This window comes from Maritimibacter alkaliphilus HTCC2654 (assembly GCF_000152805.1).
GTDB classification, from domain to species: Bacteria; Pseudomonadota; Alphaproteobacteria; order Rhodobacterales; family Rhodobacteraceae; genus Maritimibacter; species Maritimibacter alkaliphilus.
This window is the reverse complement of sequence record NZ_CH902578.1, coordinates 1,166,526-1,184,438: the sequence shown is the minus strand read 5'-3', so window position 1 is coordinate 1,184,438 and position 17,913 is coordinate 1,166,526. Positions and strand designations below refer to the sequence as shown.

At 64.0% G+C, this 17,913-nt stretch carries 14 protein-coding genes; 9 read left to right on the top strand and 5 right to left on the bottom strand.

All coding sequences use genetic code 11. The annotated features are described in order from the left end of the window. Nucleotides 1-188 precede the first annotated feature (188 nt). Nucleotides 189-4,469, top strand: a complete 4,281-nt coding sequence (locus RB2654_RS06930) for a beta strand repeat-containing protein (protein ID WP_008329953.1) — start codon at nt 189-191, stop codon at nt 4,467-4,469. 72 nt (nt 4,470-4,541) lie between these two features. Here the strand turns inward: RB2654_RS06930 and RB2654_RS06925 are convergent, their stop codons facing one another. Beyond that, a complete protein-coding gene (locus RB2654_RS06925) occupies nt 4,542-5,063 on the bottom strand; it encodes a CBS domain-containing protein (RefSeq protein WP_008329952.1) in 522 nt (173 codons plus the stop codon). A 104-nt stretch (nt 5,064-5,167) separates the two neighbouring features. Here RB2654_RS06925 and RB2654_RS06920 point away from each other — a divergent pair, with 104 nt between their 5' ends. Continuing rightward, complete coding sequence (locus RB2654_RS06920; RefSeq protein ID WP_246146636.1) at nt 5,168-5,329, top strand: hypothetical protein; 162 nt, start codon at nt 5,168-5,170, stop codon at nt 5,327-5,329. A 5-nt stretch (nt 5,330-5,334) separates the two neighbouring features. Here RB2654_RS06920 and nqrM read toward each other — a convergent pair whose 3' ends face one another. Both nqrM and RB2654_RS06910 read right to left on the bottom strand, forming a co-directional pair. After that, nucleotides 5,335-5,574, bottom strand: a complete 240-nt coding sequence (gene nqrM / locus RB2654_RS06915; RefSeq protein ID WP_008329948.1) for a (Na+)-NQR maturation NqrM — start codon at nt 5,572-5,574, stop codon at nt 5,335-5,337. Nucleotides 5,575-5,588: 14 nt separating this feature from the next. After that, on the bottom strand, nt 5,589-6,611 hold the full coding sequence (locus RB2654_RS06910; protein ID WP_008329947.1) for an FAD:protein FMN transferase: 1,023 nt from the start codon (nt 6,609-6,611) through the stop codon (nt 5,589-5,591). A 174-nt stretch (nt 6,612-6,785) separates the two neighbouring features. On the opposite strand from RB2654_RS06910, the gene RB2654_RS06905 reads away from it, so the two are divergent. The 7 genes from RB2654_RS06905 (at nt 6,786) to RB2654_RS06875 (ending at nt 13,750) form a co-directional block, all read left to right on the top strand. Then, complete coding sequence (locus RB2654_RS06905; protein WP_040885515.1) at nt 6,786-8,126, top strand: Na(+)-translocating NADH-quinone reductase subunit A; 1,341 nt, start codon at nt 6,786-6,788, stop codon at nt 8,124-8,126. 3 nt (nt 8,127-8,129) lie between these two features. Beyond that, nucleotides 8,130-9,329 (top strand): NADH:ubiquinone reductase (Na(+)-transporting) subunit B, encoded by a 1,200-nt coding sequence (locus RB2654_RS06900; RefSeq protein ID WP_008329945.1) that lies wholly within the window; start codon nt 8,130-8,132, stop codon nt 9,327-9,329. Then, nucleotides 9,322-10,242, top strand: a complete 921-nt coding sequence (locus RB2654_RS06895) for a Na(+)-translocating NADH-quinone reductase subunit C (protein ID WP_008329944.1) — start codon at nt 9,322-9,324, stop codon at nt 10,240-10,242. Before RB2654_RS06900 ends, RB2654_RS06895 begins: the two co-directional genes overlap by 8 nt. Further along, nucleotides 10,242-10,895 carry an NADH:ubiquinone reductase (Na(+)-transporting) subunit D gene (locus RB2654_RS06890; RefSeq protein WP_008329943.1) on the top strand — a complete coding sequence of 218 codons (654 nt, stop codon included), beginning with the start codon at nt 10,242-10,244 and terminating at the stop codon, nt 10,893-10,895. Before RB2654_RS06895 ends, RB2654_RS06890 begins: the two co-directional genes overlap by 1 nt. Further along, entirely contained in the window at nt 10,895-11,503 is a 609-nt protein-coding gene (gene nqrE / locus RB2654_RS06885) for an NADH:ubiquinone reductase (Na(+)-transporting) subunit E (protein WP_008329942.1), read from the top strand. Before RB2654_RS06890 ends, nqrE begins: the two co-directional genes overlap by 1 nt. A gap of 13 nt (nt 11,504-11,516) precedes the next feature. Then, nucleotides 11,517-12,740, top strand: a complete 1,224-nt coding sequence (nqrF, locus tag RB2654_RS06880; RefSeq protein ID WP_008329940.1) for an NADH:ubiquinone reductase (Na(+)-transporting) subunit F — start codon at nt 11,517-11,519, stop codon at nt 12,738-12,740. 254 nt (nt 12,741-12,994) lie between these two features. Next, the gene (locus RB2654_RS06875; protein WP_008329938.1) at nt 12,995-13,750 is read left to right on the top strand and encodes a siderophore-interacting protein; all 756 of its coding nucleotides are present in this window, start codon (nt 12,995-12,997) and stop codon (nt 13,748-13,750) included. Nucleotides 13,751-13,759: 9 nt separating this feature from the next. Here the strand turns inward: RB2654_RS06875 and RB2654_RS06870 are convergent, their stop codons facing one another. Next, on the bottom strand, nt 13,760-14,968 hold the full coding sequence (locus RB2654_RS06870) for a threonine ammonia-lyase (RefSeq protein WP_008329937.1): 1,209 nt from the start codon (nt 14,966-14,968) through the stop codon (nt 13,760-13,762). Nucleotides 14,969-15,088: 120 nt separating this feature from the next. After that, nucleotides 15,089-17,878, bottom strand: a complete 2,790-nt coding sequence (locus RB2654_RS06865) for a bifunctional aconitate hydratase 2/2-methylisocitrate dehydratase (RefSeq protein WP_008329936.1) — start codon at nt 17,876-17,878, stop codon at nt 15,089-15,091. Nucleotides 17,879-17,913: the final 35 nt, after the last annotated feature.

The following is a 17,913-nucleotide window of genomic DNA, read 5'->3' as shown; positions in this document are numbered from 1 at the left end:
CCGGCCCCGCTCGCTCACTCCAGGATACCGGCTGAGGGCCAAGGCGTGCATCTTGTTAGTTAAGAAATGCTTGCTTTGAAGGCATCGACTCCTATGCTTGGCGGGATTTGAAAGTTCGGTCTTCGCCCGCTCAACTGCCGTGCGTTGGTTCGATTTGAGAAAAATAATTGGGCCGGGGGGACCACATTATGGCGACGCGCATTATCGATCTATCGACGTTTACCAACGAACAGGGCTTCACCATTCAGGGCGACGCCGCAGACGACAAACTCGGCGGCAGCGTTTCGTTCATTGGCGACATTAACGGCGACGGTCTGTCGGATTTACTTGTCGGAGCGTCATTGCACGACGACGGTGCGTCCAACAACGGGGCCGCCTATATGATTTTCGGAACGGCGGCGGGCTTTTCGGATATCGACCTGAGCAGCCTCGGCGTGTCGCAAGGGTTCAAGATTTCCGGCGAAGCCATTGGTGAAGCGAACCCGAACAACCTCGGCTTTGCGGCATCGACAGCGGGCGATGTCAACGGCGACGGCGTGACCGACATCATTGTCGGCGCGAACGGAAACTCGGACGGCGGAGGGCAGGCGGGGGCCGCCTACGTGATCTTCGGCAAGACCACCGGGTTCACCGACATCGATCTGGACGTCTCGATCGGTGGTTTCAAGATCATTGGGGATACCTCGGGGGATCACGCAGGCACCAGTGTCGCGAGCGCAGGTGACGTCAACGGCGACGGCTACGCGGACATCATCGTCGGAGCGCCTCAAGCCGATAATGGGGCGACCAACTCCGGCGAAGCCTATGTCATCTTCGGCAAGGCCGGCGGTTTCGGAACCATCGATCTGTCGTCCCTCGCGGCATCTGACGGGTTCCGGATCGAAGGTGACGGAGCTTTCGACGAATTCGGCGACAGTGTTTCAAGCGCTGGAGATATCAACAACGACGGCTATGACGATATCATCGTCGGCGCGCCAGGAAACGATGGCGGCGGGACGCGCGCGGGCGCGGCCTATGTCATCTTCGGGAAGTCCACGCCGTTTTCCGCCATCGACGTCGCCACCATGTCCGCGAGCGATGGCTTCAAGGTGACGGGTGACGTGGCCGAGGACGATGCGGGCACCAGCGTTGCCAATCTCGGCGACATCAACGGTGATGGGATCGACGATTTCGCCATCGGCGCGATGTTCGGCGACAACAACGGCACCATCGCGGGCGAGGTCTATGTCCTTTACGGCAAGGCCTCCGGGCTTGGAGATTTCGATCTTACCAACATCACGCTCGCCGATGGGTTCGTGATCGAAGGCGCCGAACCGGTGAATTTCGTGGGGACTTGGGTTTCCGGCGCAGGTGACGTCAACGCGGACGGCGTGAGCGACTTGATCGTCGGGGCGTACGGGAACGGCGACGGGGGCGCGGGGGCCGGTGCGGCTTACGTCATCTACGGCAAGACGTCGGGTCGGACCGACATCGACCTGGGCGCATTGGATCAAACCGACGGTTTCGTGATTCTCGGAGATACAGGCGGCGACCAGGCCGGCATTCGTGTGGCCGGTGGAGGGGACCTGAACGGCGATGGGATCGACGATGTCGCTGTGACCGCACCTAGTGGCGACGATGGCGGCTCAAATGCAGGCGAAGTCTACGTCGTCTACGGCGCCTCGGCGACCGGGTTCGGGGACCGCGTGGATCTGACCAACCTGCTGCCCACCTACGGTTTCTCGATCATCGGCAAGACGGCGAACGACTCGTCCGGTGCCTATCTGTCGGATGCGGGGGACGTGAACGGCGACGGAATCGACGACGTCCTGATCGGCGCGGTCGGAGCCACCCATTTCGGGGCAGCGAATTCCGGGTCGGCCTTCGTCGTCTTCGGCAAGGCAGGCGGCCCGACCACCGATATCGACCTCAGCACCCTCACGGCGACAGACGGGTTCGAAATCACGGGTGAGCCGCTGTCGCAATTATCGTTCAGGTCCTCCAGCGCCGGCGATGTGAACGGCGACGGGATCGACGACCTCATCATCGGCGCGCGCGCTTACTTCGGGACAGGCGCGGCCTATGTCATCTACGGTAAATCCTCCGGCATCGGTACCATCGCCGCAGGCAGCTTGACCGATGCGGACGGCTACCGGATCACGGGCATAGCGTCTGGCGATCAATTCGGGTTCTCGGTGGCCTCGGCGGGCGACATCAACGACGACGGCTTCGACGATGTGATCGTCAGCGCGCCCTACGGCGAAGACAGCGGCGAAAACAACATAGGCCACAGCTATGTCATCTTCGGCCAGGCCGCTGACCGCTCCGGCTTCTCCATCGACACGTTGGCGGCGTCCGACGGCTTCCGGATCAAGGGGGAGGCCGACAGTAATTTCGCGGGCTGGTCCGTTGCCGATGCGGGCGATTTCAACGGCGACGGCATCGACGACTTCGTGGTCAGCGAGCGTAATGGAGATGGCACCGCCATCAATTCCGGGACCGCATGGGTCATCTTCGGCAAGACGACGGGCTGGGGCGATATCGACCTCGGTTCTCTGGGTGCCGGAGAAGGGTTCGCCATCGCCGGCAAGGCGGTGAACGACCAGTTCGGTTATTCTGTGGCAGGCGCCGGCGACGTGAACGGCGACGGGTTCGACGACATCATCGTCGGGTCGCTTTCCGACGACACCGCGTCGGCCGGAGCGGGTGCGGCCTATGTCATCTACGGCAGTGCGAGCGGCCATTCCGATATCGACATTGACGACAACGGCGCGACCGAGGGGTTCGCGATCCTCGGCAAGTCCGGCAAGACCTATTTCGCCTACGACGTCGACGGGGTCGGCGACATGAACGGCGATGGCTACGACGATGTCGTGGTCGGGGCCTACCGTTACACCGAGACCGCGACCTACTGGGGTGCGGCCTATGTCATCTACGGCGGGCCGACCGGATTCGGCGATGTGGATATAGACAACCTGACGCCGGACCGCGGTTTCGAAATCTATGCCGAGGTCGAGGGCGACTATCTTGGCTACGACGTGTCGGCGGCGGGCGATGTGAACGACGACGGGCTCGCCGATCTGCTGGTCGGGGCCTATTTCAACGACGAGGGCGGCAACAACGCGGGCAAGAGTTATATCATCTACGGGCGCCTGCCGGGCCTCGGGATCGACCGCATGGGCACGGGGGATGGTCAGACCCTATTGGGCAGCCATCTGGACGACATCCTGAACGGCCTCGGGGGCGAGGACGATCTGCAAGGGGGTGACGGGGACGACACGCTCGACGGGGGGGATGACGACGACCGGGTGCTGGGTGGCGCGGGGGGCGACACCTTGCGTGGCGGGGCCGGGCGCGACTGGGTTCGGGGTGGCGATGACGGCGACATGGTCGAAGGCGGGGATGACCGCGACTGGCTCTTTGGCGACGACGGCGACGACGATCTCGACGGGGGCGAGGGCGCGGACCGGCTCGAAGGGGGCGCGGGGGCCGATGACCTCGACGGCGGGCTCGGGGGCGCGGATCTGGCGGTCTACAAGAAGTCGGCGTCGGGCGTCACGGTGGACCTGGGGGCGGGCACCGGCACGGGCGGCGATGCGCAGGGCGACACGCTCACCGGCATCGAACGGGTGATGGGCTCGGATCACAATGACGTTCTGACCGGCGACGGGGCCGACAACATGCTGATCGGTCTTGGGGGGCAGGACATCCTGCTCGGGCTCGACGGCAACGATCGGTTGGTCGGTGGGGATGGATGGGATGCCCTCTACGGGGGCGCGGATCGTGACATCCTGATCGGCGGCGAGGGCGACGATTACATGGACGCCAGCTTCGGCGACGACAAGCTGATCGGCGGCGCGGGTGGCGACGAGATGTATGGCCGGTCGGGAATCGACACAGTCCTCTACACCGGGTCGAGCGCCGGGGTGACGCTGGATCTCGGCGCCGGGACGGCCTCGGGCGGCGACGCCGCGGGCGACACCTTGTCCGAGATCGAGAACGCCCAGGGTTCGGATTTCGGCGACGATATCACCGGCGACGGCGGCGCGAACCGGCTGATCGGGCGGGACGGGGCCGATACGCTGTCCGGTCTCGGCGGCGACGACTTCCTGCGCGGCGACGCGGGCGACGACACTCTGGACGGCGGCGCGGGCCGCGACCGGATCTTCGGCAACGATGGGGCCGACGTCATGACCGGCGGGTCGGACGGCGACACGTTCGTGTTCCGCGAGGGCGACACCGGGCTGGGCGCGGCGGCTGACCGGATCACCGACTACGAAGTCGGGGTCGACCGCATCATCCTGCGCTCCATCGACGCCGACACGTCCACGGGCGGCGATCAGGCGTTCACCTTCGGCGGCACGCTGACGCTGAGCCAGTCCGGCGGCGACACCATCATCGCGCTCGACACCGACGGCGACACGGTGGCGGATGCCGAGATCCACCTCACCGGGTTGCTCACACTCACGGAGCGGGATTTCGTGCTGTAGGGGGCGTGGCGGGGCCATCCGTCGAACGGCCCTGGAACCCGCATTCAGCGCCATCGGGCGTGAGCCAGCGCCTTATCCGACGATGAGTTGCTTGATCTGAAGCGCCTCGAGTTCCAGCTGGTTCAGCCGGAAATGCACGACGTCGCCGATGGTAATCATGCCGATCAGCGCGTCGCCATCGACCACGGGCATGTGGCGGAACCGGCCTTCGGTCATGAGCCGCAGCACGACCACGAGCGGCTCGTCGGCGGTGCAGGTCTCGACCGTGCGCGTCATCACCTCTTCCACACGGTGCGGCAGCGTTTTACCCGGCTGGTCGGCCAGTTTGCGCACGATGTCGCGCTCGGACAGGATGCCCGCGAGCTTGCCCTCTTCGTCGACGCACAACAGCGCCCCGATCCGGTTGTCGCGCAACAGGACGACCGCGTCATGCAGGGTCTGCTCCGGGTGGATCGTGATGATCCGACCGTCCTTCTTGTCCAGCACGTCCTGCACCGTCGCGTGGCTGACGGTGGTGTTGGACGAGACCGACTGGCTGGTCGTCCGGGGGTGTTCGTCGTCCTTGCGCAGATGCGGGCGGTATGATTCGGGCATGTGGCGTTCCTTGCTTGTTCAGACGGCGTGGGTCATACGCATAGTCTAAACCGCAAATCGCGCAGTTGGGTTCAAAATTCGTGCCGGAACAGTTTCTTACCCCCTTGGTCGCCACGATCATTTTCGTGATCGCTTGCATCGCGGGATACGGCTACCGCCGCGTGTGGAAGGCGGAAGGGGCGCGGTGGAAGCTGTGGGTCTACGGCGTGATCGCCGCCGCGGCGCTGCTGGTGCTGGCCTTCATCCCGCTTTCGACGCCCGGCTGACGGGGTCAGGCGCGGCTTTCCGCGTTTTCCAGCATCTTCCGGGCGCGCGGACAGTCGGACAGGCGGTCGCGCAGCGGGCTGTCCGGGTCGATTTCCTTTTTGCACACGATGCAATGATCGGCGCCCGCGATGGCGTTGAGGCCCCCGCAGCTTCCCTTGATCCGCTTGTTCGAAAAGATCACGCCCACCGCCATGCCCAGCATGACGAGGACGAGAAGTCCGAAGGTGAGGATGAGGGTGTCCATGCGGTGCCCCGGTGTCAGGCTTGCAGCGCCGAGAAGCGGCTGCTTTCGGTGGTCTTGTAACCCTCGGCGCCGTCGCGGTCGATGAACACCACCGCGAGGTTCTGCTCCTCGGCGATCTCCAGCCCGCGGTCCCGGCCGAGAACCAGCATCGCGGTGGACCATGCGTCGGCCAACATCGCGTTTTCCGTCAGGACGCTTGCCGAAACGGTGTTGTGGGTGATGGGTCGGCCCGTGGTCGGGTCGATGATGTGAGAATAGCGCGTCCCGTCCGCCTCGAAATAGTTGCGGTAATCGCCCGAGGTCGCCATCCCGAGGTTCGAGACATCGACGACGCTGTAGACACTGCGCGCGCCCGCGACCGGGCTTTCGATCCCGATATGCCACGGCGTGCCGTCCGCATTGTGCCCGGCGGTGTAAAGGTCGCCGCCGATCTCGACCATGAAGTTCTCGATCCCGAAGCTGCGCACCGCCGTCGCCACGCGGTCGACACCATGCCCCTTGCCGATGGCAGGCAGATAGATTTCGGCACCCGCCACGGATTTGCGCAGCGTGCCGTTTTCAAGCGTCAGAACGCGCGATTGCCCGGTGAGGGCGCGCGCTTCGGCAATCGCCCCTTCCTCGGGAACGTGCGCGGTGGACCCCGCTGCGCCGAACCCCCAAAGGTCGATGAGCGGGCCGACGGTGACATCGAAGCGCCCGTCGGAGGCGGCATGGACCGCATTCGCGTTTTCCATCAGGTCGGCCAGCGCGGGCGACAGGCGGATCGCTTCGGTTCCGGCGGCGTTCACGCGCGAGATTTCCGAGGTCGCGTCCCAGTTCGACATCTCGTCATTGACCTGGGCGAGGGCGGTGTCGATCGCGGCCGCCAGTGCCGCGCGGTCGACCGCCTTGCCGCCTTTCAGCGCCACGACGGTATACTGCGTGCCCATCGTCATCCCGGTGAATTTCAGCACCTCGTCCTCGAGGTTGCAGGCCGCGAGGGCCGCCGTCGAAAGGATCAGGAAGGATCGGCGGGAGAGGGTCGGGATGCCGGACACTGCGCTAAACTCCGTAGATTGGCGCGCATCGGGCGCGCAGCCTGTCCATAATATCACCGTCCGGGGGCCGCAACCGCATGCACTGGACAATTTGGACCAAAAAAGCGGTCGGATGCACTTTTGTTCGGCGGCGCAGCATTGCATAAGGGCGCAAAAATTCGGATGGCGACCACCGTGCAAAACTACACGCTACGAAAAGGTCTCGACCTGCCCATCGCGGGGGCGGTGACGGACGCGACGATTCATACGGCGAATGTCGGAACCGTCGCGCTGCTGGGGCATGACTATCGCGGCCTGAAGCCGCGGCTGGCGGTGGAAGAGGGCGATACCGTCGCCGCCGGCGCGCCGATTTTCGTGCATAAGGACAATCCTGAAGCCCAGATCACCGCGCCCGTATCGGGCCGGATTCGCGCGGTTCACCGCGGCGCGCGCCGTCGCCTGATCTCGGTCGAAATCGAAGTGGACGCGGGCGCTGCCGCGCCGGTCGACTTCTCCGTTGTGGGTGATGTGGCCACGCGCGAAGGTCTGGTCGAACGCCTCGCGGCCGCCGGTCTGTGGACCTCGTTCCGCACGCGCCCCTATTCCAAGGTGCCGCTGACGACCGACGCGCCGGCCGCGATCTACGTCAACGCGATGGACACCGAGCCGCTGGCGGCCGATCCCGCCCTCATCATCCATGAAGCGCCCGAGGCGTTTTCGCGCGGGCTGGAAGCCATTGCCAAGCTGACTGACGGCAACACCTATCTTTGCCAGTCGCAGGGCGCGTCCATTCCGGGTGCGGACCTTGCCGGGATCACGCCCGTCGCGTTTTCCGGCCCGCATCCCGCGGGTCTGCCCGGCACGCACATGCATTTCGTCGAGCCTCCCTCGGCCACCAAGACGGTCTGGAGCATCGGCTATCAGGACGTCATCGCCATCGGTCAACTTCTCCTGACCGGAAAGCTGGACGCGACCCGCGTCGTCGCGATCACCGGACCGCTCGCCAAGCCGCGCCTCGTGCGCACCGTCATGGGCGCGTCCCTGACCGAGCTGTGCGCGGGCGACAACCCGGACGGCCTGCCGATGCGCATGATCTCGGGCTCGGTTCTGTCGGGCCATGCGGGCGAGGGGGCGGATGCCTATCTCGGTCGCTACGACCGCCAGATCACGCTGATCGAAGAAGACCACAAGCAGATCCCGCTGGGCTGGATCAGGCCGATGGGGTCGAAATTCGCAATCCAGCCCGTGCTGGGGTCGGCCTTCGCGAATAAGCTTTACAGCCTGACCACCAACCTCAACGGCGGGCGCCGCGCGATGGTGCCGACGGGCACGTTCGAGACGCTGATGCCGCAGGACTACCTGCCGACGCAGCTTCTGCGGTCGCTTCTGGTGATGGACACGGATCAGGCGCAGGCGCTGGGCGCGCTGGAACTGGACGAAGAGGATCTGGGCCTCGTCGGCTTCGCGTGTCCGGCAAAATACGAATACGGCATGGCGCTGCGCGACTGCCTGACCAAGATCGAGAAAGAGGGCTAGGGCATGGGTCTGCGCAACTTCTTCGACAGGATCGAGCCCAATTTCGTCAAGGGCGGCAAGTACGAACGCTACTTTCCGATCTACGAAATGGTCGAAAGCTTCCTGTTCACGCCCAAGACGGTGACGACGGCGGCGCCCCACGCGCGCTCCTACGTCGATATGAAGCGGATCATGACCTATGTCGTGATCGCCACGGTGCCGTGCATCCTGTTCGGCATGTATAACGTGGGTCTTCAGACCAACATGGCGATTGCCGAGTTCGGCGCGTCGGGCTGGCGCGCGTGGATCATCGAGACGCTGGGCATCGGCTTCAACGCGAACAACGCGCTGGCGAACGTGCTGCACGGCGCGCTTTATTTCCTGCCGATCTATATCGTGACGCTCGCCGCAGGCGGGTTCTGGGAGGTGCTTTTTGCCACCATCCGCCGCCACGAAGTGAACGAGGGCTTCCTCGTCACCTCGATGCTCTACACCCTGATCCTGCCCGCCTCGACGCCGCTCTGGCAGGTGGCGCTGGGTATCTCATTCGGCGTGGTCATCGGGAAAGAGGTGTTCGGCGGCACCGGAAAGAACTTCCTCAACCCCGCGCTCGTGGGCCGTGCGTTCCTCTATTTCGCCTATCCCGCCTATATGTCCGGTGACACGATCTGGACCCCGGTGGACGGCTATTCGGGCGCGACCGCGCTGGCGGTGACCGCATCCGAAGGGGTGAGCCAGCTTGCCACCTACGGCATCACGTGGATGGACGCTTTCGTCGGCACCATTCAGGGCAGCTTCGGCGAGACCTCGACCATCGCTTGCCTGATCGGTCTGGCCTTCCTGCTCACCACACGGATCGCCAACTACCGCATGGTTCTGGGCTGTCTCTTGGGCATGATCGCGTTCTCGTCGCTTCTGAACTGGATCGGATCGGACACCAATCCGGCCTTCGCGACCCCGTGGTATTGGCACCTCGTGATCGGCGGCTATGCCTTCGGCCTCGTCTTCATGGTGACCGAACCCGTCTCGGGCTCCCACACCAATGCGGGCCGCTGGATCTACGGCGCGCTGATCGGGTTCATGGTCGTCATGATCCGCGTCATCAACCCGGCGTTCCCCGAAGGCATGATGCTGGCCATCCTGTTCGGCAACGTCTTTGCGCCATTGATCGACTACTTCGTCGTGCAGGCTAACATCCGCAGGAGGGCACGCCGCAATGCCTGACAAGGATACCAATAACCGCGTGAACGAGACCGGCGAGGCTGAATTCACGCCCGAGATGAACCCGCCCGTCCGTGACGAGCCGCTGACCGAGGCACAGAAGGCCCGAAAGGGTCCGATCCGCCGCTTCCTCGACACCCCGCCGGACAACACCGTGAAAACGGTCGTCGTCGCGCTGGCCCTGTGTCTGGTTGCCTCGATGGTGGTGTCCGCCGCCGCCGTGTCGCTGCGCCCGCTTCAAGAACAGAACGCGGCACTCGACAAACAGGTGAATATCGTCGAAGTCGCGGGCCGCTATGAAGAGGGGATGGATGTCGCCGCCGCCTTTGCCGACTTCGAACCCCATGTGGTCGAGCTTGCAACCGGCGCTTTCGCGGACGGTGCAGACATTGAAGGGCAGGTCCTCGACCCGCTCACCTTCGACGACCGCGCCGCCGCCGACGATCTGACCCTGTCGGCGCCGTTGGACGACGATCCGGCAGGCATCGGTCGGCAGGCGAATTACGTCACCGTCTACCTTCTGCGGGCCGAGGACGGGTCGCTCGACAAGGTGATCCTGCCTGTCTACGGCTACGGCCTCTGGTCCACGCTTTACGGCTTCATCGCCGTGGAAGAGGACGGGAACACCATCTACGGCCTCCAGTTCTACGAACATGCCGAAACCCCCGGCCTTGGCGCCGAAGTCGACAACCCCCGCTGGAAGGCGCTCTGGCGCGGCAAGAAGCTGCGCGACGACGAGGGCGACCTCAAGATCAACGTCGGCAAGACCGTCACCGCCGCCGGGCCGGACTATCACGTCGACGCGCTTTCGGGTGCCACGCTCACCTCGCGCGGTGTCGACAGCCTCGTGCGGTTCTGGATGAGCGAGCGCGGCTTCGAACCCTTCCTTGAACGCGTCAGAGCGGGAGAGATCTGATGGCACAGACCTACCGGACCATGCTGGTCGACCCGATGGTCGACAACAACCCGATCACGCTTCAGGTGCTGGGCATCTGTTCCGCGCTTGCCGTGACATCGTCGCTTCAGGTCGCGGCGGTCATGGCCATCGCCGTGACGCTGGTGACGGGCTTTTCCTCCATGTTCATTTCGGCGATCCGCACCCAGATCCCGGGTTCGATCCGCATCATCGTGCAGATGATCATCATCGCCTCGCTGGTGATCGTGGTCGATCAGGTGCTGAAAGCCTATGCCTATGAGATTTCCAAGACGCTCTCGGTCTTCGTCGGCCTCATCATCACGAACTGCATCGTGATGGGCCGCGCCGAGGCGTTCGCGATGAAGAACCCGCCCATCGCCTCCTTCGTCGATGGCGTCGGCAACGGGCTGGGCTACGGCCTGATCCTGATGATGGTCGGCTTCATCCGCGAACTGCTGGGGTCGGGCAGCCTGTTCGGCGTCACCATCCTGCCGACCGTGAACAACGGCGGCTGGTATGTGCCCAATGGCCTCCTGCTCCTGCCGCCCTCGGCCTTCTTCGTGATCGGTCTTCTGATCTGGGGCTTCCGGTCGTGGAAACCAGAGCAGGTGGAAGAGCGTGAGTATCGCATTCAGACGGTGGAGGCGCACTGATGGAAGCCCTGCTTTCCCTCGCCGTAAAGGCCATCTTCGTCGAGAACATGGCTTTGGCCTTCTTCCTCGGCATGTGTACCTTCCTCGCCGTGTCGAAAAAGATCTCGACCGCCATCGGTCTGGGCATCTCGGTCACACTGGTGCAGGCCATCACGGTGCCGGCGAACAACCTGATCCTGACCTACCTGCTCGCCCCCGGCGCGCTGGCCTGGGCGGGCTTCCCGGACGTGGACCTCACTTTCCTCGGCCTCATCAGCTACATCGGCGTCATCGCGGCCATCGTGCAGATCCTCGAAATGGTGCTCGATAAATATTTCCCGCCGCTTTACAACGCGCTGGGCATCTTCCTTCCGCTCATCACGGTGAACTGCGCCATCCTCGGCGGGTCGCTGTTCATGGTGGAACGCGACTACAGCTTCTCCGAGGCGAGCGTCTACGGCGTGTCCTCGGGCCTCGGCTGGGCATTGGCGATCACCGCCATGGCGGGCGTTCGCGAGAAGCTGAAATATTCCGACATCCCGGACGGGCTTCAGGGTCTTGGCATCACCTTCATCAGCGCGGGGCTCATGGCCATGGCCTTCATGTCCTTCTCCGGCGTGAAACTCTGAGGGGGCAGGCGATATGGAAACCTTCGGACTTGGCGTCGCGCTGTTTTCGGTAATCGTCCTCGCGCTCGTGTCGCTCATCATGGCGGCGCGCTCGCGGCTCGTATCCACCGGCAACGTCAACATCACCATCAACGGCGAACGCACGATTTCCGTGCCGGCCGGTGGCAAGCTGCTCCAGACCCTCGCGGCGGAAAAGCTGTTCGTCCCGTCGGCCTGCGGCGGCGGTGGCACCTGTGCCCAGTGCCGGGTGCGCATCCACGAAGGCGGCGGGTCGATCCTGCCGACCGAGGAAAGCCATATCACCAAGCGCGAGGCTGCGTGCGGTGACCGCCTGTCCTGTCAGGTGGCCGTAAAGCAGGACATGCAGGTCGAAGTGCCCGAAGAGGTGTTCGGGGTGAAGAAGTGGGAGTGCACGGTGCGCTCCAACGACAACGTCGCGACCTTCATCAAGAACCTCGTGCTCGAACTTCCCGAAGGCGAAGACGTGAACTTCCGCGCTGGTGGCTACATCCAGATCGAAGCGCCCGCGCATCACGTCAAATACACCGATTTCGACGTGGCCGAGGAATACCGCGAAGACTGGGACAAGTTCGACATCTGGCAGTATGAATCGACCTGCGACGAGCCGATCGAGCGGGCCTATTCCATGGCGAACTACCCGGACGAGAAGGGCCTCATCATGCTCAACGTCCGCATCGCGACCCCGCCGCCGCGCACCCAAGGCATCCCGCCGGGCAAGATGTCGTCCTACATCTTCAACCTGAAGCCGGGCGACAAGGTGACGATCTCCGGCCCGTTCGGCGAGTTCTTCGCCCGCGATACGCCCAAGGAAATGGTGTTCATCGGCGGCGGTGCGGGCATGGCGCCCATGCGCAGCCACATCTTCGACCAGCTCAAGCGGCTGGAGAACCGCGACCGCAAGATCACCTTCTGGTACGGTGCGCGGTCCAAGCGCGAGATGTTCTTTGTCGAAGACTTCGACCAGCTGGCCCAAGAATTCGACAACTTCGAATGGCATGTGGCCCTGTCCGACGCGCTCCCCGACGACAACTGGGGCGGCTACACCGGGTTCATCCACAACGTGCTCTTCGAGGAATACCTCAAGAACCACCCGGCGCCGGAAGACTGCGAATACTACATGTGCGGCCCGCCCATCATGAACCAGTCGGTCATCAACATGCTCTTGGAACTTGGGGTGGACCGCGAGGATATCATGCTCGACGACTTCGGCGGCTGATCCCCGCCTGTCACACACGAAACGCCGCCCCAGACCGGGCGGCGTTTTCCGTTCGTGCGCCACAGCCGCCTGTGCCGCGCATCCGTGAACAGCGGCGGCTCTGGCCTTTGTCGCCGCACACCCTTAGGTTCGCTACCGACGGCGCCCATTTGTTGCGCCCGGACGAGCCAGGCCGACGACGGCCCAGCCAACACTCCACACGAAAAGAAAGGGTCGCCCCGATGGCAAACCCAGCAAGCCGTATTCCCCGCCTCATGTCCGTGACCGCGAAAACGTGGATCACGCCGAACATGATCCGCGTCACCTGCGCCGCCGACTGGATCAAGACGATGGAAGACGGGATCGAAGGCGCACATTTCAAACTGTTCATGCCCAAGCCGGGCCAGACACCCGATGCGTTCCAGCGTCAGCTTGAAGACGGCCCGCGCCCTGACGTGCGGACCTACACGATCCGCTTCATTCGCGTGGATGCGGGCGAGATCGACATCGATTTCGTCGACCACGGCGACAGCGGCCCGGCCTCGGCCTGGGCGCGGCGGTGCGAACCGGGGGATGTGGCCGCGTTCGCCGGGCCGGGCCCGGTGAAGATCAAGGAATTCCACGCCGATACCTATGTCGTCGCCGCCGATATGTCGGCCATCCCCGTTGCCGCTGCGACGCTCGAAGCCATGCCGCGCGACGCCAAGGGCACCGCGTTCTTCGAGATCACGAGCCAGGACGACCGACAGGACATCGACGCGCCCGAGGGGATCGACCTGAACTGGCTTATCCACCCGGACCCGAGCGCGCCGCTGACCCAGTGCATCGACCGCATCGGCGCCATGCCCGCGTTTCACGGCACCGTTCAGACCTGCATCGCGGGCGAGAGCGGCATGATAAAAGCCCTGCGCGAAGAGATCGTGAACCGGCGCGGCGTGCCCAAGGGCGACGCTTATATCTCGGGCTACTGGAAGATCGGCCTCATCGAAGACGAGCACCAGCAGGTCAAACGCGCTGAAGCGGCGGGCTGACCGCGCGCCTCAGTCCAGATCGGTGGTCAGGTTGAACCCAGCCGCCCTCAGGTCCGCGACAATCTCAAGCACATGCAGCTTGTCGCGGGCCTCGATCACCACCTCGAGCTCCGCCTGTTTCAGCGCGACGCTCTGGAACATGCGCTGGTGAATGACCTCGACCACGTTCGCGCCTGCCTCGCCGATCATGCGCGAAATGACGGCCAGTTGGCCGGGCGTGTCGTCGATCTCGAACGTGAGCCGCGCGATGCGCCCGTCGCGAACCAGCCCGCGCAGGATGAGGGTGGAGAGGATGCGGCTGTCGATGTTGCCGCCGCAGACCACGAGCCCGACCTTCTTGCCCTGAAGCTCACCCGCCAGTTTCTGCACCACCGCAAGTCCCGCGCCCGCGGCGCCCTCGGCCACGATTTTTTCGTGGGACAAGAGGTCGAACACCGCCGCCTCGATCTGCTCCTCGGTGACGCTTTCGATCCGGTCGACCCTGCGCCGGATGACCTCGACGTTCGCGGGCGAGGGGGCTTTGACCGCGATCCCTTCGGCCAGTGACGCGCCCTTGAAATGGGGGGCCGTGCCGTCGATCGCGCTTTTCACCGCGTCGAACAGCTCCGCCTGCGCGCCGATCACCTGAACCTCCGGCTTGATCGCCTTGGCCGCCGTGGCGATCCCCGCGATCAGCCCGCCGCCGCCGATGGGCACCACGATCACGTCGAGGTCGGGTTCCTGTTCCAACATCTCGCAGGCCACGGTGCCTTGGCCCGCCACCAAGATGGGGTCGTCGAACGGATGGATCAGGACAAGCCCGTCCCGCGCCATCATCTCGCGCGTTGCCTCCATCGCTTCCTCGAAGGTCTTGCCGTGCAACTCGACCGTCGCGCCGAAATCCTGCGTCCGCTTGATCTTGTTGAAGGGCGTGCCATGCGGCATCACGATCACCGAGGTGATCCCCAGCCGCGTCGCATGATAGGCCACGCCCTGGGCGTGGTTGCCCGCGCTGCACGCGATCACCCCGGCCCTGCGTTCCTCATCCGTCAGGCTCAGAAGCTTCGCCAGCGCCCCGCGTGCTTTGAACGCGTTGGTGTGTTGCAGGTTCTCGAGCTTCAGATGCAGGTCGATCCCAAGCTGAAGCGACAGGCGCGTGGCGGGCACGGTCGGTGTGAGCAGCGTCGCGTCCGCAATCGCGGCGCGGGCGGTGAGAACATCGTCATAGGTGAGGGTCATGGGGGCCTCCGGATCAGGTCATCCGTCTGAACCTCCCAAAGGCGCGGGTCAAGCCACGCCCGCGCAAAAGAAAACGGCAGCCCCCGGATGGGGACTGCCGCGCGGTCAAAAGGTCCGGTCTCAGAAGTGGACCGACAGGCCCATCTGACCCACATTCTGCGGCGGCGCGAACTTGGTCAGGTTGATGCCTTTGACCGCCTTCTTGTACTCGTCCAGCGTCGGCGTGCGGCCGAGGATGGCGGACAGCACCACGACCGGGGTCGAGGCCAGCAGGCTCTCGCCCTTCTTGTCCTCGGCATCCGCCACGACGCGGCCTTGGAACAGGCGGGTCGAGGTGGCGAGCACGGTGTCGCCCTTCGCGGCCTTTTCCTGGTTGCCCATGCACAGGTTACAGCCCGGGCGTTCAAGGTAGAGGATGTTCTCATACTCGGTGCGCGCGGTGGCTTTCGGGGCCAGATCGTCGAACTCGAAGCCCGAGTATTTCTGGAGGATCTCCCAGTCGCCCTCTTCCTTGAGCTCGTCGATGATGTTGTAGGTCGGGGCCGACAGCACCAGCGGCGCCTTGAACTCGACCTTGCCGGTTTCCTCTTCGAGGTTCTTGAGCATGTGGGCCACGATCTTCACGTCGCCCTTGTGCACCATGCACGACCCCACGAAACCCAGATCGACCTTCTTTTCCGCCCCGTAGTAGGAGATCGGGCGAATGGTGTCGTGGGTGTAACGCTTGGAGACATCGGCGTTGTAAACGTCCGGGTCCGCGATCATCGGCTCGACGATGGCGTCGAGGTCCACGACCACCTCGGCAAAGTATTTGGCGTTGTCGTCGGGCTTCAGCGCAGGCTTGGTGCCCGAACGGATTTCTTCGATCCGGCGCTCGGCGATGTTCACCAGTTTGGCGAGCATCCCGTTTTCGTGCTCCATACCCTTGTCGATCATGATCTGGATGCGGTCGCGCGCGATCTCGAGCGACTCGATCAGCGTCTCGTCCTCGGAGATACAGATCGACGCCTTCGCCTTCATCTCGGCGGTCCAGTCGGTGAAGGTGAAGGCTTGGTCCGCCAGAAGCGTGCCGATGTGCACCTCGATGATCCGGCCTTGGAAGACGTTGTCGCCGCACTGTTTCAGCATCTGCTGCTGGGTTGCATGAACCACGTCGCGGAAGTCCATGTGATCGGCCATTTCGCCCTTGAACGTGACCTTGACCGACTCCGGGATCGGCATCGCCGCCTCACCGGTCGCGAGCGCCAGCGCCACGGTGCCTGAGTCGGCCCCGAAGGCCACGCCTTTGGACATGCGGGTGTGGCTGTCGCCGCCGATGATGATCGACCAGTCGTCCACGGTGATGTCGTTCAGCACCTTGTGGATCACGTCCGTCATCGCGTGGTATTCGCCCTTGGGGTCACGCGCGGTGACAAGGCCGAACTTGTTCATGAACGCCATCAGGCGCGGGGTGTTGGCCTGCGCCTTGGCGTCCCACACCGATGCGGTGTGACAGCCGGACTGGTAAGCGCCGTCGACGGACGGCGACAGGACGGTGGCCGCCATGGCTTCCAGTTCCTGCGAGGTCATGAGGCCCGTGGTATCCTGCGAGCCGACGATATTCACCTTCACCCGCACGTCCGATCCGGCGTGAAGCGGCTTGCCCGGCGTCGTGCCGCGCGCATTGGCGTTGAAGATCTTTTCAACAGCCGTAAGGCCCTGACCCTCGTGCGATACCTCTTTGGACGGCGCGAACACCTCGGGCATTTCGACGCCCAGCGTTTCGGCCGCGAAGGACTGCAGCATCTTGCCGAAGACGATGGCATAGCTGCTGCCCGCCTTCATGAATTCGACCTTCTGCGGCGTGAAGGCGGACGAAATATCGACCAGCTCGTTCCCGTCCGCATCGCGCAGCTTGCGGTTCTTGGTGTCGATCTTCAGCACCGTGCCGGTCTCGACCGAGTACTTCTGTTCGAGCACCGGGTTCCCGTCGTTGTTCAGGATCGGATTGCCGTCGGCGTCCACCTTCTTGACCCAGTTCTTGAGGTCGAGGCCGATGCCACCCGTCACGCCCACGGTCGTCAGGAAGATCGGGGAAATGCCGTTGGTGCCCGCGACGACGGGGGCGTAGTTCACGAAAGGCACGTAAGGCGATGCCTGCTTGCCGGTCCAGAGCGCCACGTTGTTCACGCCGGACATGCGCGACGAGCCAACGCCCATCGTGCCTTTCTCGGCGATCAGCATCACGCGCTTGTCGGGGTGCTGAAGCTTCAGCTCTTCAATGTGCTTCTGCGCCGCCTCGTCAATCATGCACTTGCCGTGCAGCTCGCGGTCCGAGCGCGAGTGCGCCTGATTGCCCGGCGACAGAAGGTCGGTCGAAATGTCACCCTCGGCGGCGATATAGGTGACGACTTGGATCTCGTCCTCGATGTCGGGCAGCTTCGTGAAGAACTCGGCGTTGGCGTAGCTGTGCAGGAGGTCGGTCGCCACGGCGTTGCCGGCCTCATGCGCCTCTTTCAGGCGGGCGGTATCGGCCTCATAGAGGAACACCTGCGTTTTTAGCACTTCGGCGGCCTGCGCCGCGATGTCCGCGTCTTCGCCCAATGCTAGGTCCAGCAGAACCTCGACCGACGGCCCGCCTTTCATGTGCGACAAAAGCTCGAACGCGAATTCCGGGGTGATCTCGGCCACCTTGGCCTCGCCCAGAATGATTTTCTTGAGGAACGCGGCCTTCACGCCAGCTGCCGCCGTGGTGCCGGGGAGCGTGTTGTAGATGAAGAAATTGAGCGAATCCGCGCGGTGTTCGTGACCTTCGTCCTCGATCTGCGCGATGATTTCGGCGGTCAGCTCCGCGCTGTCGATGGGCTTGGGATGCAGGCCCTGTGCCTTGCGGGCTTCGATTTCTTCAAGGTAGCTGGCGTAATGGCTCATAACGGTATCCGCTGGTTGGCTGACGGGTTTCAGTG